Source organism: Roseobacter denitrificans OCh 114 (assembly GCF_000014045.1).
Classification (GTDB): domain Bacteria; phylum Pseudomonadota; class Alphaproteobacteria; order Rhodobacterales; family Rhodobacteraceae; genus Roseobacter; species Roseobacter denitrificans.
This window is the reverse complement of the sequence record NC_008209.1, coordinates 3,487,507-3,500,883: the sequence shown is the minus strand read 5'-3', so window position 1 is coordinate 3,500,883 and position 13,377 is coordinate 3,487,507. Positions and strand designations below refer to the sequence as shown.

Here is a 13,377-nt window from a genome sequence, read left to right as displayed (position 1 = left end):
CCATGACTCTGGCGCTTGAGAATATTGTCAAAGCCTTCAAAAAGGACGTGGTTCTGGACGGGGTCAGCCTGTCGGTCGATCAGGGGGAGACGCTGGTGCTGTTCGGCCCTTCCGGTGCGGGCAAGACCGTGCTTTTGCGCCTGATCGCCGGTGTGATCGAGCCGGATCAAGGCACCATCACCATTCAGGGGCGCGACATGAACGGTGTCGAGCCAGAGGACCGGGGCATCGGCATGGCGTTCCAGAATTTCGCCCTGTTTCCGCATATGGATGCGACTGACAACATCGCGGCCCCCCTGACCGCGCGCAACATGAGCAAATCGGGGATCACGGAGACGGTGGGCAAGATCGCCCGGATGCTCAAGATCGAACATGTGCTGCACCATAAGCCCAAGGAATTGTCCAACGGTCAAAAGCAGCGCACGGCGCTTGCCCGCGCCCTTGCGGGAGAGCCTGACATTCTGCTGCTTGATGACCCTTTGCGCAATGTGGATGCGAAGCTGCGCTTCGAGATGCGGCTGGAACTGCCGCGCCTGCTAAAGGAGCAGAACGCCACGGTCATCTACGTCACACAAGACTACAAAGAGGCGATGGCACTCGGGGACCGGATCGCGGTGATGAGCGCAAGCGGGATCGAACAGACCGGCACGCCATCCGATATCTATCTCGCCCCGGCCAATATCGAGATTGCCCGCCTGTTTGGCGACCCGGTGATCAACCTGTTAGATGTTACGCTCACACAAGGCGCAGGTGGTGTGCAATTTACCCTGTCCGGTGTTCCCGTGACCGTTGATGCGGGATATGCCGAAATGGTCGGGCGTGCGTGCACGGTTGGCATTCGCCCCGAAGCGATCCGCTTTGTCGAAGAAGGCACCGCCGGGGCGATCCCGCTCGTGATTGAAACCGAAACGCCGTTGAACGAGAAAACCGTGACGCTGGGGCTGACGCAGAATGGTCGCGAAATCATGGTGTCGCGCCCGGCAGGCAGGCCGGGACCTGCGCAGGGGATGGGCTTTGTCACGATTGATGCAACCCACATCCATCTGTTTGACCGCGCCACAGGCAACCGGGTTGCACCGACACAGGCCGCAAAAACACAAGGAGCCGCATGATGAGCGCGCTGTTGAAACTGACGGGCGTCGACAAGTTCTACGGTGCCATCGGCAAAAGCGTTCATGCGGTCCAGAACATCGACATGGACGTGATGAAGGGCGAGATCATCGCGCTTCTGGGCTCATCGGGCTGCGGTAAAACCTCGACCTTGCGGATGATCGCAGGCTTTGAGGAAACCAGCCGGGGGACGATCGAACTGGCGGGCCGCGAAATCCAGACGCTGCCGCCGGTTCGGCGCAATGTGGCGATGGCCTTTGAGGGGTATTCGCTTTACCCGACCGTGACCGTGGGCGAAAACATCGCCTTTGCGCTCAAGGCCGCGAAACTGCCCGCCAGCGAGGTAGAGGCCAAGGTCAAGGAAGTGACCGAGATGCTGGAGATCACCGACATCCTGCATCGCTACCCCACCTCTGTGTCTGGCGGGCAACAACAGCGGGCCTCGCTGGCGCGCGCGCTGATCCGGGATGCGGATTTGCACCTTCTGGACGAACCCATGGGCCAGTTGGAACCGCAATTGCGTACGCTGCTGCGCGGGCGGATCAAATATTACATCAAGGAACGCGGGCTGACGGCGATCCTCGTGACGCATGATCAGACCGAAGCCAATGCGCTCGCAGACCGGATCGCGGTGATGGAGGGCGGTGTGTTGCAGCAATTTGCCGCCCCGCAAACCATCAAGGAGGCACCGGCCAATCTGTTCACCGGTACGTTCGTGGGCGAGCCGCCGATGAATGTCTTCACCGCGCAGGCCCGCGATCAGGATGGGCACCTGCAACTGGACCTCGGGCAGGGTCTGCATCTGACCTATCGTGCTGACGCTTTTGCGCCCGAAGTGCGCGCGACCCTCTTGGCGCGCAAGGAGATCGTGCTGGGCGTGCGCCCCTATGCGGTGCACCGTGACACGGCGGGCGCTGAGGCAAAGGTCATCGCGAACCAGTGGTTGGGCGATCAGAGCCATATCGCCGCCAGTTTTGCAGACGGTACCATCGTTCTGGTCGAACATGACCGGGCGGATGTGGCGGTGGGGGATGCCATCCATGTGCGTCTCGCACCGGAGGATTTGCATGTCTTTGACAAGGACACGGGCGCCGCCCTCAGCCACGGGGCACATATGGCATGACGGCTCAGGCGCGTGATATTCTGATCGGGATTGATGCCGGGACCTCGGTCATCAAATCGGTGGCATTTCTGCTGGACGGTACGCAGATCGCCGTTGCCTCTGTGCCCAACCGCTATACCACCCGCGCGGATGGGGCGGCGTTTCAGTGTCAGGATACGACATGGGCGGATTGCGCCCGGACCCTGCGCGATCTGGCCGACAAGGTGCCCGATCTTGCCCGACGCACCGCGGCCCTTGCGGTGACGGGGCAGGGGGACGGCACGTGGCTTGTGGGCAAGGACAACCGGCCCGTGACGGATGCATGGCTTTGGCTTGATGCGCGCAGTGCTGCCACGGCGGCCAGCTTGCGCGCAACTGAGCCGCCGGAGCGGTTCCAGAGCACCGGCACCGGGCTGAACGCCTGCCAGATGGGCGCGCAGCTGGCGCATATGGATGCGACGATGCCGGAGGTGCTGGACGCCGCCGAGGTGGCGCTGCACTGCAAGGACTGGATGTATCTGAACCTGACCGGCGTGCGGGCCACCGATCCGTCAGAGGCCAATTTCACCTTCGGCAGTTTTCGCACCCGCGCCTATAGCGGCGCGGTGATTGCCAGCCTTGGGCTGACCCATCGCCGTGGATTGCTGCCCGAAATCGTGGACGGTGCGCAGCAAACCCATGGCCTGTCCGCACAGGCCGCCGCGCAGACCGGGCTGTTGGAAGGAACGCCCGTGGCGCTGGCCTATGTGGATGTGGCCTGCACCGGGATGGGCGCGGGCCTTTACACGCCGGATGCCGCGACGGGCTGCACCATCGTGGGATCAACGGGGATGCATATGCGCGCAACCCCGGCGGCAGATGTCACCCTGAGTGCGGAGCCTTCGGGCTATGTCATGGTTTTGCCCGTGCCGGATCTCGTGGCGCAGATCCAGACGAATATGGCCTCGACGCTCAACATCGACTGGTTGCTCGGTCTGGGGGCGGATTTGATCCGCGAGATGGGCGGCGCTGTTGAACACGCCGATCTCGTTGCCCGGATCGAGGGTTGGCTGGCGCGCACAAACCCCGGCGAGGTGATTTATCATCCCTATATCTCGGAAGCGGGAGAGCGTGGACCCTTTACCGACACAAATGCGCGCGCCGCTTTCATGGGGCTCGGATCAAAGCATGGCTTTGCCGATCTTCTGCGGGCGGTCATCGAAGGGTTGGGCTATGCGGCGCGCGATTGCTACGACGCGATGGGCGGCGTCCCGACCGAGGTGCGCCTGACGGGCGGGGCTGCGCGCTCGGCGGCGCTGCGCAAGATTTTATCTGCCGCTCTGGGCGCAAATCTATGCACGACCGCGCGCGAGGAAGCCGGGGCGGCAGGGGCTGCGATGACGGCTGCGGTGGCGATCGGGGCCTATTCGGATATGAATGCCTGCATCGCCGATTGGGTGCAGCCTTTGCTCGGTCCTGCCGAAGCGCCGGACGCGGACCTTGCGGCGCGCTACAGCGCCCTGTTTCCATCCTACCGCACCATTCGCACAGATGCCGCCCCGATCTGGGCGACGCTCGCCGCCACCAAGGAGACACATCATGCCTAAGTCAGTCGCGATCATAGGCGATCTGTTCATGCTGCCGGAAAAATTCGCCGATGCGCTTGCAGCGGCCTGTGGCGACGCGGTGGAGATTCGCACCCGCAAGGATAACTGGCCCGATGAGCCGATGGAACATGGCTATTCGGTCAAGGGCATGGATGACCTCAAGGAGTATTTCGGCACGGCGGATGATGTGGTCGATTTTGTCGGGGATGCGGAAATTCTGGTGACCCACCTGGCCCCAGTATCGCGGGATATGCTGGCGCGGATGCCGAACCTGAAACTGGTCGCGGTGTCGCGCGGCGGGCCGGTCAATGTGGATATGAAGGCTGCGGCGGAACACGGGGTCACGGTGGTCAACACACCGGGGCGCAATTCCAGTGCCGTTGCGGAATTTACCCTTGGCGCCATCCTGACCGAGACCCGCAAGATCCGCGAAGGCCACGAGGCGTTGCGCAAGGGCATATGGCGCGGTGATCTCTACCGGGCTGACATCACGGGCCGCGAATTGAACGAGATGACCGTGGGCGTCATCGGCTATGGCAATATTGGCAGCAAAGTGGTCAGGCTGCTGCGCGCCTTTGGAACCAAGGTGCTGGTTTGCGACCCCTATGTGCAACTGGCCCCGGAGGATGCGCAGGCGGGGGTGGAACATGTGACACTGGACCGCCTGTTGAGCGAGGCGGACGTGGTTACGCTGCATGCGCGCGTTACCGATGAGACAAAAGAAATGATGAATAAAGAGGCCTTCAAGAAAATGAAAAACGATGCGTTATTCGTGAACACGGCCCGTGGCCCGATGTGCAATTACGATGATCTTTACACCGCACTGGTGGAGGGTGAAATCGGCAGCGCCATGATGGAAACCTTTGGTGTCGAACCGGTGCCCAAGGACTGGCCGCTGCTGCAATTGCCCAATGTGACCCTGACCCCGCATATCGCCGGGGCGTCGGTGCGCACCGTGACCTATGCGGCGGAACAGGCCGCCGAAGAAGTCCGACGTTTCATCGCGGGTGAACCCGCGCGCAACCCGTGCTGATCTGATGGGACAGCGCGAGGATATCATCACAGCCTGCAAGAAGCTGGAAGCGGACGGGCTTAATCGGGGTGCATCGGGCAATGTGTCGATGCGGGATCGCGATCATATGCTGATCACGCCATCGGCTGTTGGCTATGACGTGATTGCGCCGGACATGATCGCCCGGATGCGTCTGGACGATGACAGCGGCGGTTGGGAGGGGCCGAACAAACCCTCATCCGAGTGGCGTTTTCATCGCGACATTCTGCGCGGGCGCTCGGACATCAACGCGGTGGTGCATACCCACGCGCCCTATGCGACCATTCTGGCGATCGCGCGCAAACCGATCCCGGCGGTGCATTACATGATCGCGGCCTTTGGCGGCCCCGACATCCGGGTCTGCGATTACGCCCGCTATGGCACGGCAGAATTGTCAGAGCATATCCTCGTCGCGATGGAGGGGCGCAATGGCTGTCTGATGGCCAACCACGGCATGGTGGTGGGGGCGTCTGACCTCACGCGCGCGCTTTGGCTGGCGGGTGAGCTGGAAGCGCTGGCGCATCAATATGTTCATACGCTGGCGATTGGCGGGCCGGTTTTGCTGAGCGACGCCGAGATCGAAGAGACTGCCAAAGGGTTCGAAAGCTACGGCGTGCAGGCAAAGGACACCGCCCAATGAGCGAACCCTGCGACCTCTTCATCATCGGGGGCGGCATCAACGGGGCAGGAATCGCGCGCGATGCTGCCGGTCGTGGCCTCAAGGTTGTGCTGTGCGAAAAGGATGATCTGGCGCAGGGCACATCTTCGCGGTCGGGCAAGCTGGTCCATGGCGGGCTGCGCTATCTGGAGTATTACGAATTCCGACTGGTGCGTGAAGCGCTGATCGAACGGGAAGTCCTGCTGAACGCCGCGTCGCATATCATCTGGCCAATGCGGTTCGTACTGCCCCATTCGCCGGATGACCGACCTGCCTGGCTGGTCCGACTGGGGTTGTTTCTTTACGACAACCTTGGCGGGCGCAAAAAGCTGCCCGGCACAAGGGTGCTGGATTTGCGCCGCGCTCCCGAGGGCGTACCGCTCAAAGAGGGGTATAAAAAGGGATTTGAATATTCCGACTGCTGGGTCGACGACAGCCGTCTGGTGATCCTGAACGCGGTGGATGCCGCTGAAAAAGGGGCCGAGGTTCTGACCCGCACGGCCTGCACATCGGCACGGCGCAATGGCGACAGATGGGACATCACCGTGCAGGGCCCGGCGGGCACACGCGCCTTTTCCGCCCGCGCGCTGGTCAATGCGGCAGGTCCGTGGGTGACGGATGTCGTCGGACGCGTGACCGGCACCAACAGCAAGCGCAACGTGCGGCTGGTCAAGGGCTCGCACATCATCACGCCGAAATTCTGGGAGGGTGAGCAGGCGTATCTGGTCCAGAACCACGACAAACGCGTGATCTTCATCAACCCTTATGAGGGTGACAAGGCCCTGATCGGCACGACCGATATTGCCTATGATGGCGCGCCTGAAGCGGTCACAGCGGATCAGAGCGAGATTGATTACCTGCTGGCGGCAGTGAACCGCTATTTCAAACAGGAATTGGGCCGTGACGATGTGGTCCAGAGCTTTTCGGGCGTGCGCCCGCTTTATGATGACGGCGCAGGCAACCCGTCGGCCGTGACGCGCGACTATGTATTCGATCTTGAAACACAGGGCGGTGCGCCGCTGTTGAATGTCTTTGGTGGCAAGATCACGACCTTTCGCAAGTTGGCAGAACATGCGCTACAAAAGCTAGATGGCTTTTTTCCGCAGATGGGTGCGGATTGGACGGCGAAAGCGCCGCTGCCGGGTGGTGATATTGCGGACGCGGATTTTGACCGCTTTGTTGCGGATATTCAGCGCGAATACCCCTGGCTGCCACAGGACCTTGTGCTGCACTGGGGCAGGCTTTACGGCACGCGGATGCGGATGATCCTTGGGGATGCAACCGCGCTGGAACATCTGGGGGTTCAATTCGGCCCGCGCCTCTTTGAGGCAGAGGTGCGCTATCTCGCGGCCCACGAATGGGCGATGTCCGCGCAGGATATCCTGTACCGCCGCACCAAGGAAAATTTGCAGATGAGTGCTGAGCAGATCGACGCGCTTAACGTTTGGGTTGCGCAAAATCTGGAGCCGCAGACATGACGACGCCGCCCGCTGATCTGGCAGAGCTTGCCAGCCTGTCCGCCCGGATCGGGGCCGATCCGATGCTGATACAGGCGGCGGGGGGCAATACATCCGTCAAGGATGGCGGTGTGATGTGGATCAAGGCATCGGGCACGCTTTTGGCCGATGCCGAGGCGCGCGATATCTTCGTGGCCTGCGATCTGCCAGCCATGCGGGCCAGTCTGGAAAAGGGCGAGGCCCGCGCCGATCAACCGATGGAGTTTGCGCTGGCGCAGGACGGTTTGCGCCCCTCGATCGAAACATCGCTGCACGCGGTTTTTGATCAACGCATCGTGCTTCATGCGCATTGTGTCCATACGCTGGCGCATGCAATTCAGGCCGACCCGGTCGAGGCCATCGGTGACAAACTGGCCGGGTTCAACTGGGGCGTCACACCCTATGCGAAACCGGGGGCCAATCTGGCGCGGCAGGTGCGCGATCTGGTCCGGCAAGGCTGCGACGTGATTGTTCTCGGCAACCATGGTGTGATCGTTGCGGCCGATACGGTCAGCGCGGCGGGTGATCTGCTGCTCGGCATAGCTGAGGCGCTGCGCCTGGAGGCGCGACCCCGTCGCGCGGCCTCACCGAGTGATCTGCCTGAGGGCTGGGTGGCGGGCCCGGCCTCCCTGTCTGCGGTGGCCTGCGATCCTGCGCTCTTGGGGATGGCGACGGGTGGCAGTCTATATCCCGATCACGTGATTTTCTGCGGCGTGGGGGCCATGGCCTGCGACACACCACCCGTGGGCGACAGCCCGCCCTTTGTCCTGATCCCGGGTAAGGGGGCCGTCATGCGCGCAGATGCAACCGCGGGTGCGTGGGCCCTTGCGCAGTGTCTTGGGGATGTGCTGACGCGTGTGCCCGAAAGCGCCGTTTTGAACTATCTGAGCATGGCGGAAAATGGCGAATTGCTCGATTGGGACGCCGAAAAATATCGGCAGGCGCTGAATGGCTGAGCTTTACCTCGGTATTGATCTGGGCACCTCCGGCGCGCGGGCCGTGGTGATTGATGCGGCGGGGCATCTTGTCAGCACGGGCAAATCTGCCCATGCCGATCACCCCGGTAGCCCGCGTGCCTCGTCCGTCTGGTGGGCAGCGACCGAACAGGCGGTCCTGGCGGCACTGGAGGATGTTGACGCGCGCGACGTACGTGCAATGGCGGTTGATGGCACCTCGGGCACGATGCTGGCGATTGATGCCATGGGCGTGCCCTTGTCCGACGGTGTGATGTATAATGACGTCTGCACCGATACGGACCTGTTGGACCGTATCACCGCCGCCTCACCCGAAACGACCGCAGCACGCGGGGCCACCAGTGGGCTGGCGCGGGCGGTGCAGCTGCTGGCGCATAAGCCCGCACGTGTGGTGCATCAGGCCGACTGGATCGCCGGGCAGTTCAGCGGGCGCTGGATCAGTGACGAAAACAATGCGCTTAAAACCGGATATGATCCCGTCAGCGGCGTTTGGCCCGACTGGATCGCGGAGGTGATCGACCCGGCAGTGTTGCCGGAGGTCGTGGCACCCGGCACGGTGGTCGGGCAGGTGGGCGACACTCTCTTTGGTCTCAGCCCGGATTGTGCGGTGGTTGCGGGCACCACGGATGGCTGCGCGTCCTTTCTGGCCACGGGCGCGGCGCAGGCGGGGGAAGGGGTGACGGCGCTTGGCAGTACGCTGACGATCAAGCTCTTGTCCGATCAGCCGGTATTCGCGCCGCAATTCGGTATCTACAGCCATAAGATATTGGGCCTTTGGCTCGCGGGTGGGGCGTCCAACACCGGGGGCAATGCGCTGTTGTCGGTCTTTTCCGCGTCTGAGATCGCGGCCCTGTCCACCCGGATCGACCCTGAGACCGACACAGGATTATCCTATTACCCGCTGGCCAAACCCGGTGAACGCTTTCCCATCAATGACCCGGAACACGCACCGGTCATGGGGCCGCGCCCGGCAGCGGACAGCACGCATCTGCAAGCCATGTTCGAAGGGATCGCAGACATTGAAGCGCAGGCCTACGCGCGGCTGGCTGAGCTTGGCGCGCCCGCCTTGCGCAGCGTTCGATCCGTCGGCGGCGGGGCTGCGAACCCGGCTTGGTGCAGGATCAGAGCGCGTCGCCTGTCCGTCACGATGCCCGAACCGCTGTCCGGTGAGGCCGCGTTTGGCACAGCGCTATTGGCACGGTCCGCTTTATGAAAACGGATTTGATGACCCTTGCCGCGCAGTATGACGCATTTCTGATCGACCAGTTTGGTGTGCTGTTGGATGGCGCAGGGGCGTATCAGGGGGCAGCGGCGGCCTTGTCCAGCCTGACGGGGATGGGCAAGCAGGTGGTGCTTTTGTCAAACTCCGGCAAGCGCGCTGCCCCGAATGCGGCGCGCCTGACGCGGTTGGGGTTTGATCGGGACAGCTATATCACCGTGATGTCCTCCGGGGAAGCGGCCTTTGGCGAAATCAAAGGTCGGATCGGGCAGGATATCGCGCCTGGTGCCGCCGTTTGGGTTCACGCGCGTGACGGGGATATGTCGGCGGTTGCAGGGCTTGACCTGACCCCGGTGAATGAGGCCGCTGCGGCGGATCTGCTGATCATCGCAGGCAGCCGCGCAGATGAATTTGACCGTGCGCATTACCGAACATGGCTGGCCCCGGCGGCGCAGCGCGGCGTGCCCGCTTTTTGCACCAATCCGGATATCAAAATGCTCACGCCACAGGGGCAGCGGTTCGGGGCAGGGGCCATTGCGCAGCTTTATGAAGAACTGGGCGGCACGGTGGAATGGGTTGGAAAGCCCTATCCGCTGATCTACCGTATGGCGCAGGCGGTTTTGGGGCCGTCGGAACGCATTTTATGCATTGGTGACAGCCCCGAACATGATATCGCAGGGGGGCGGGCCGCAGGCTTTGCGACGGCTTTGGTGCGCACAGGATTGCATGCCGGTCTGTCCGAGGCTGCGCTGCTGGAGCATTGCCGCGCCACGGCGATGCCCGATTTCATAATACCGAGCTTTCGCTGGGAGGGGCCTTGATGGCATTGACGCTTTCGCTGAACACGAACCCGCTGGTCAACCGCTTTGCACAGCCGGACGACCTGATCGACACCGTCGCGCGGGATCTGCGCATCCGTGATCTGCAACTGACCCATGAGTTCATCAACCCAAGCTGGCCCGCCCCGGTCGCTGCGCGGCTGACCAAGTCGATGGGCGCAGCCCTGCGCCGCACCGGGGTGCGCGTCACCAGCGGCATGACGGGGCCCTATGGGCGGCTCAACCACTTTGGCCATCCTGACCCGGACGTGCGGCGCTATTACGTCGAATGGTTCAAGACCTTTGCCGATATCACCGCTGAATTGGGGGGCACGTCGGTGGGTACGCAGTTTGCGATATTCACTTACCGTGACTACGATGACCCGGACCGGCGCGCGGCCCTGATCGACACGGCGATCGAGTGCTGGGCGCAGGTCGCGGAACACGCCAAAAGCGCCGGGTTGGGGTTCATTTTTTGGGAACCTATGAGCATCGGGCGCGAATTCGGGGAAACCATCGCAGCGGCGCTCGCGTTGCAAGAGCGGCTGGACGCTGCCGACATGGCCGTCCCGATGAAAATGATGGCCGATATTGACCATGGCGATGTGACCAGCCCTGACCCGGCGGATTATGACCCCTATGCCTGGGCGCGTGCGGTGCCAAAGGTCAGCCCGATCATCCACATCAAGCAAAGCCTGATGGACAAGGGCGGTCACCGCCCCTTTACCGCCGCGTTCAACGCGCAGGGCCGTATCCAGCCAGCACCCTTGCTGGCGGCCTTGGCTGAGGGCGGTGCGCTGGACAATGAAATCTGTCTTGAACTGTCCTTCAAAGAGCGCGAACCAAATGACCGCGAAGTGATTGGTCAAATCGCGGAAAGTGTCGCCTTCTGGGCACCACACATTGATAGCGGCGAGCAGGATTTGAACATATGAACAATGTACTGATGGTTGAAACGAGGTCGTCGCATGTCTGAACCGTCTTTTTGGATTGGCACCAGCTGGAAGATGAACAAGACCCTTGCCGAGGGGCTGGATTTTGCCCGTGCACTCGCCGCAGCGGACAGTGCGCGTGATCCGCGCATCCAGCGGTTCGTTGTGCCACCCTTTCCGATGGTGCGGGACATCAAGGCCGCCTTGGCCGATACCTCGGTCAAGGTCGGGGCGCAGAATATGCATTGGGAGGACGCAGGCGCGTGGACCGGCGAAGTTTCCGCGCCGATGCTTGTGGATTGCGGCCTCGACCTTGTGGAACTGGGCCACTCCGAGCGGCGCGCGCATTTTGGCGAAACGGATGAGACCGTGGGGCTGAAGGTGGCGGCCGCCGTGCGACACGGGTTGATCCCCTTGATCTGCATCGGCGAAACGCTGGAGGAACGCGAGGCGGGGCGCGCCAAAGAGGTGCTGGCAGCGCAGGTCAGCGCCGCGCTGGCGCGCGTTACCGGCAGCGCGCCGGTTTTGCTGGCCTATGAACCGGTCTGGGCGATTGGTGAACACGGCATCCCCGCGACATCGGACTATGCCGACGCGCGTCAGGCCGAGATCATCGACGTTGCTGGCGAAATGCTGGGGCGGCGGGTGCCCTGCCTATACGGCGGTTCGGTCAATCAGGACAATTGCGAGGAATTGATCCGCTGCCCGCATATCGACGGGCTGTTCATCGGGCGCGCGGCATGGGACGCGACCGGCTATCTGAAAATTCTGGAAAAATCTGCGGCAACCTTGGACTTGGGAGAAACGACATGAAAATTGCAGTGGCAGGCGATAGCGCGGGCGAAGGTTTGGCGAAAACCCTCGCGGAGCACCTTGGCGCGCACCATGACGTGGTCGAGATGTCACGCACGCAGGACGGCCCGGATGCGTTTTATGCGGACCTGTCCAACCGGGTCGCTCGTGCTGTGATCGCGGGCGAGGTTGAGCGTGCCATTCTGGTCTGCGGCACCGGGATCGGCGTTTGCCTGTCGGCCAACAAGGTGCCGGGTATCCGCGCGGCACAATGCCATGACACCTATTCCGCAGGCAAAGCGGCCACGTCAAACAACGCGCAGATCATCACGTTGGGGGCGCGCGTTGTCGGCGCGGAACTGGCCAAGGATATTGTGGATGCCTATCTCTCCAGCCATTTTGATCCCGAGGGGCGCTCGGCTGGAAATGTGCAGGCGATTGACCGGTTGGATGCCGCCTATAACAAGGCGTGATCCAGCGCGTCTGACGAAATACCTGAAACATCGAGTATTAGGTAACACGTTGAAATCTTTGATTTCAGACAGCGTTACATGATCGAGGTTTTTGGCATGACGCATTAAGCCCGTCAAAACGTGATTTGCAATTTCACATCCGCTGGCCGCTGTTCCACGGCCCGGTCAAAGGCCGCAATACTGTCGGAAAACGCGAACGTCTCTGAAATCAGCGGTTTCAGATCAACCTTGCCCGATGCGATCAGATTGATGGCGCGGTCATAGACATTGGCGTAGCGGAAAACGGTTTCCAGCCGCACTTCCTTGGCCTGAAGGGAGACGATGTCCATCGGCACAGGCTCCACCGGCATGCCCACCAGAACAATAGCCCCGCCGGGGCAGACAAATTGCGGGGCTTGTAGGATGGCTTGCGCCGCCCCTGAGCATTCAAACACAAGGTCACAGCCCCAGCCGCCTGTTTCGGCCTCGATCCTTGCAACCGCGTTGTCATCGCCCAGATTGATCGGAACAATGGCGTCATACTGGCCGATCAGGTCCAGCTTGGGCTCGGCAAAATCGGTGATGACCACTTTGGAACAGCCACCCGCCAATGCGGCCAGCGCGACCATCATGCCGATCGGGCCGGCGCCCTGCACCAGGGCCACATCGCCCGGTTTGATCTTCGCGCGAAACGCGGCCTGCATGCCGATGGCAAAGGGCTCGACCATCGCGCCCTCCCCGAAGGTCACATTGTCCGGCAGGGCGTAGGTGAATTTGGCCGGATGGACGACTTCAGGCGTCAGGCAGCCGTGGATCGGCGGCGTCGCCCAAAACCGCACGGCGGGATCCACGTTATAGATGCCCAATTTGGCCGCGCGGGAGTTCGGATCGGGGATGCCCGGCTCCATACAGACCCGGTCGCCTTTTTGCAGATGGGACACGGCGGTGCCGACCTCCACCACGGTGCCCGCGGCCTCATGGCCCAGCACCATCGGCTCCTTTACGACGAACGGGCCGATTTTCCCATGGGTGTAGTAATGCACATCGCTGCCACAGACACCGACCGTGTGCACCGCAATTCTGACGTCATGCGGACCAAGGGCGGTGTCGAGGTCTATCTCGCGCAGGGCAAGTCTGCCCTTTTCTTCCAATACGAGAGCTTGGGGCATAATTGGCCTTTCACAGTT

13 protein-coding genes are annotated in these 13,377 nt (G+C 62.1%); 12 read left to right on the top strand and 1 reads right to left on the bottom strand.

Translation table 11 applies throughout. The features are described 5' to 3' along the window. The first annotated feature begins 2 nt into the window (after positions 1–2). The 12 genes from RD1_RS16730 to RD1_RS16675 are packed head-to-tail and all read left to right on the top strand — an operon-like array spanning position 3 to position 12,211. On the top strand, positions 3–1,112 hold the full coding sequence (locus RD1_RS16730) for an ABC transporter ATP-binding protein (RefSeq protein WP_011569726.1): 1,110 nt from the start codon (positions 3–5) through the stop codon (positions 1,110–1,112). After that, positions 1,109–2,233, top strand: a complete 1,125-nt coding sequence (locus tag RD1_RS16725; RefSeq protein ID WP_011569725.1) for an ABC transporter ATP-binding protein — start codon at positions 1,109–1,111, stop codon at positions 2,231–2,233. The genes RD1_RS16730 and RD1_RS16725 overlap by 4 nt, the downstream gene beginning before the upstream one ends. Next, complete coding sequence (locus RD1_RS16720; RefSeq protein WP_011569724.1) at positions 2,230–3,798, top strand: FGGY-family carbohydrate kinase; 1,569 nt, start codon at positions 2,230–2,232, stop codon at positions 3,796–3,798. The genes RD1_RS16725 and RD1_RS16720 overlap by 4 nt, the downstream gene beginning before the upstream one ends. Beyond that, positions 3,791–4,831: a 2-hydroxyacid dehydrogenase gene (locus RD1_RS16715; RefSeq protein ID WP_011569723.1), complete on the top strand. Its 1,041-nt coding sequence runs from the start codon at positions 3,791–3,793 to the stop codon at positions 4,829–4,831. The genes RD1_RS16720 and RD1_RS16715 overlap by 8 nt, the downstream gene beginning before the upstream one ends. 4 nt (positions 4,832–4,835) lie before the next feature. Next, a complete protein-coding gene (locus RD1_RS16710) occupies positions 4,836–5,489 on the top strand; it encodes a class II aldolase/adducin family protein (protein WP_011569722.1) in 654 nt (217 codons plus the stop codon). Beyond that, positions 5,486–6,985, top strand: coding sequence for a glycerol-3-phosphate dehydrogenase (locus tag RD1_RS16705; RefSeq protein WP_011569721.1), 1,500 nt, complete (start codon positions 5,486–5,488; stop codon positions 6,983–6,985). The genes RD1_RS16710 and RD1_RS16705 overlap by 4 nt, the downstream gene beginning before the upstream one ends. After that, the gene (locus tag RD1_RS16700) at positions 6,982–7,959 is read left to right on the top strand and encodes a class II aldolase/adducin family protein (RefSeq protein WP_011569720.1); all 978 of its coding nucleotides are present in this window, start codon (positions 6,982–6,984) and stop codon (positions 7,957–7,959) included. The genes RD1_RS16705 and RD1_RS16700 overlap by 4 nt, the downstream gene beginning before the upstream one ends. Continuing rightward, complete coding sequence (locus RD1_RS16695; RefSeq protein WP_011569719.1) at positions 7,952–9,190, top strand: FGGY-family carbohydrate kinase; 1,239 nt, start codon at positions 7,952–7,954, stop codon at positions 9,188–9,190. The genes RD1_RS16700 and RD1_RS16695 overlap by 8 nt, the downstream gene beginning before the upstream one ends. Continuing rightward, positions 9,187–10,017, top strand: a complete 831-nt coding sequence (locus tag RD1_RS16690; RefSeq protein WP_011569718.1) for a TIGR01459 family HAD-type hydrolase — start codon at positions 9,187–9,189, stop codon at positions 10,015–10,017. Before RD1_RS16695 ends, RD1_RS16690 begins: the two co-directional genes overlap by 4 nt. Further along, on the top strand, positions 10,017–10,949 hold the full coding sequence (locus RD1_RS16685; protein WP_011569717.1) for a sugar phosphate isomerase/epimerase family protein: 933 nt from the start codon (positions 10,017–10,019) through the stop codon (positions 10,947–10,949). The genes RD1_RS16690 and RD1_RS16685 overlap by 1 nt, the downstream gene beginning before the upstream one ends. Before the next feature lie 33 nt (positions 10,950–10,982). After that, the gene (locus RD1_RS16680; RefSeq protein ID WP_011569716.1) at positions 10,983–11,759 is read left to right on the top strand and encodes a triose-phosphate isomerase; all 777 of its coding nucleotides are present in this window, start codon (positions 10,983–10,985) and stop codon (positions 11,757–11,759) included. Next, on the top strand, positions 11,756–12,211 hold the full coding sequence (locus RD1_RS16675; protein ID WP_011569715.1) for an RpiB/LacA/LacB family sugar-phosphate isomerase: 456 nt from the start codon (positions 11,756–11,758) through the stop codon (positions 12,209–12,211). The genes RD1_RS16680 and RD1_RS16675 overlap by 4 nt, the downstream gene beginning before the upstream one ends. Positions 12,212–12,324: 113 nt before the next feature. Here RD1_RS16675 and RD1_RS16670 read toward each other — a convergent pair whose 3' ends face one another. After that, positions 12,325–13,359, bottom strand: a complete 1,035-nt coding sequence (locus RD1_RS16670) for an NAD(P)-dependent alcohol dehydrogenase (protein ID WP_011569714.1) — start codon at positions 13,357–13,359, stop codon at positions 12,325–12,327. Between the last annotated feature and the right edge of the window lie 18 nt (positions 13,360–13,377).

Coding starts and splice junctions, on each gene's coding strand:
- RD1_RS16675 (WP_011569715.1), top strand. CDS start 11,756: ATGAAAATTGCAGTGGCAGGCGATAGCGCGGGCGAAGGTTTGGCGAAA.
- RD1_RS16725 (WP_011569725.1), top strand. CDS start 1,109: ATGATGAGCGCGCTGTTGAAACTGACGGGCGTCGACAAGTTCTACGGT.
- RD1_RS16670 (WP_011569714.1), bottom strand. CDS start 13,359: ATGCCCCAAGCTCTCGTATTGGAAGAAAAGGGCAGACTTGCCCTGCGC.
- RD1_RS16685 (WP_011569717.1), top strand. CDS start 10,017: ATGGCATTGACGCTTTCGCTGAACACGAACCCGCTGGTCAACCGCTTT.
- RD1_RS16700 (WP_011569720.1), top strand. CDS start 6,982: ATGACGACGCCGCCCGCTGATCTGGCAGAGCTTGCCAGCCTGTCCGCC.
- RD1_RS16705 (WP_011569721.1), top strand. CDS start 5,486: ATGAGCGAACCCTGCGACCTCTTCATCATCGGGGGCGGCATCAACGGG.
- RD1_RS16680 (WP_011569716.1), top strand. CDS start 10,983: ATGTCTGAACCGTCTTTTTGGATTGGCACCAGCTGGAAGATGAACAAG.
- RD1_RS16720 (WP_011569724.1), top strand. CDS start 2,230: ATGACGGCTCAGGCGCGTGATATTCTGATCGGGATTGATGCCGGGACC.
- RD1_RS16695 (WP_011569719.1), top strand. CDS start 7,952: ATGGCTGAGCTTTACCTCGGTATTGATCTGGGCACCTCCGGCGCGCGG.
- RD1_RS16690 (WP_011569718.1), top strand. CDS start 9,187: ATGAAAACGGATTTGATGACCCTTGCCGCGCAGTATGACGCATTTCTG.
- RD1_RS16730 (WP_011569726.1), top strand. CDS start 3: ATGACTCTGGCGCTTGAGAATATTGTCAAAGCCTTCAAAAAGGACGTG.
- RD1_RS16715 (WP_011569723.1), top strand. CDS start 3,791: ATGCCTAAGTCAGTCGCGATCATAGGCGATCTGTTCATGCTGCCGGAA.
- RD1_RS16710 (WP_011569722.1), top strand. CDS start 4,836: ATGGGACAGCGCGAGGATATCATCACAGCCTGCAAGAAGCTGGAAGCG.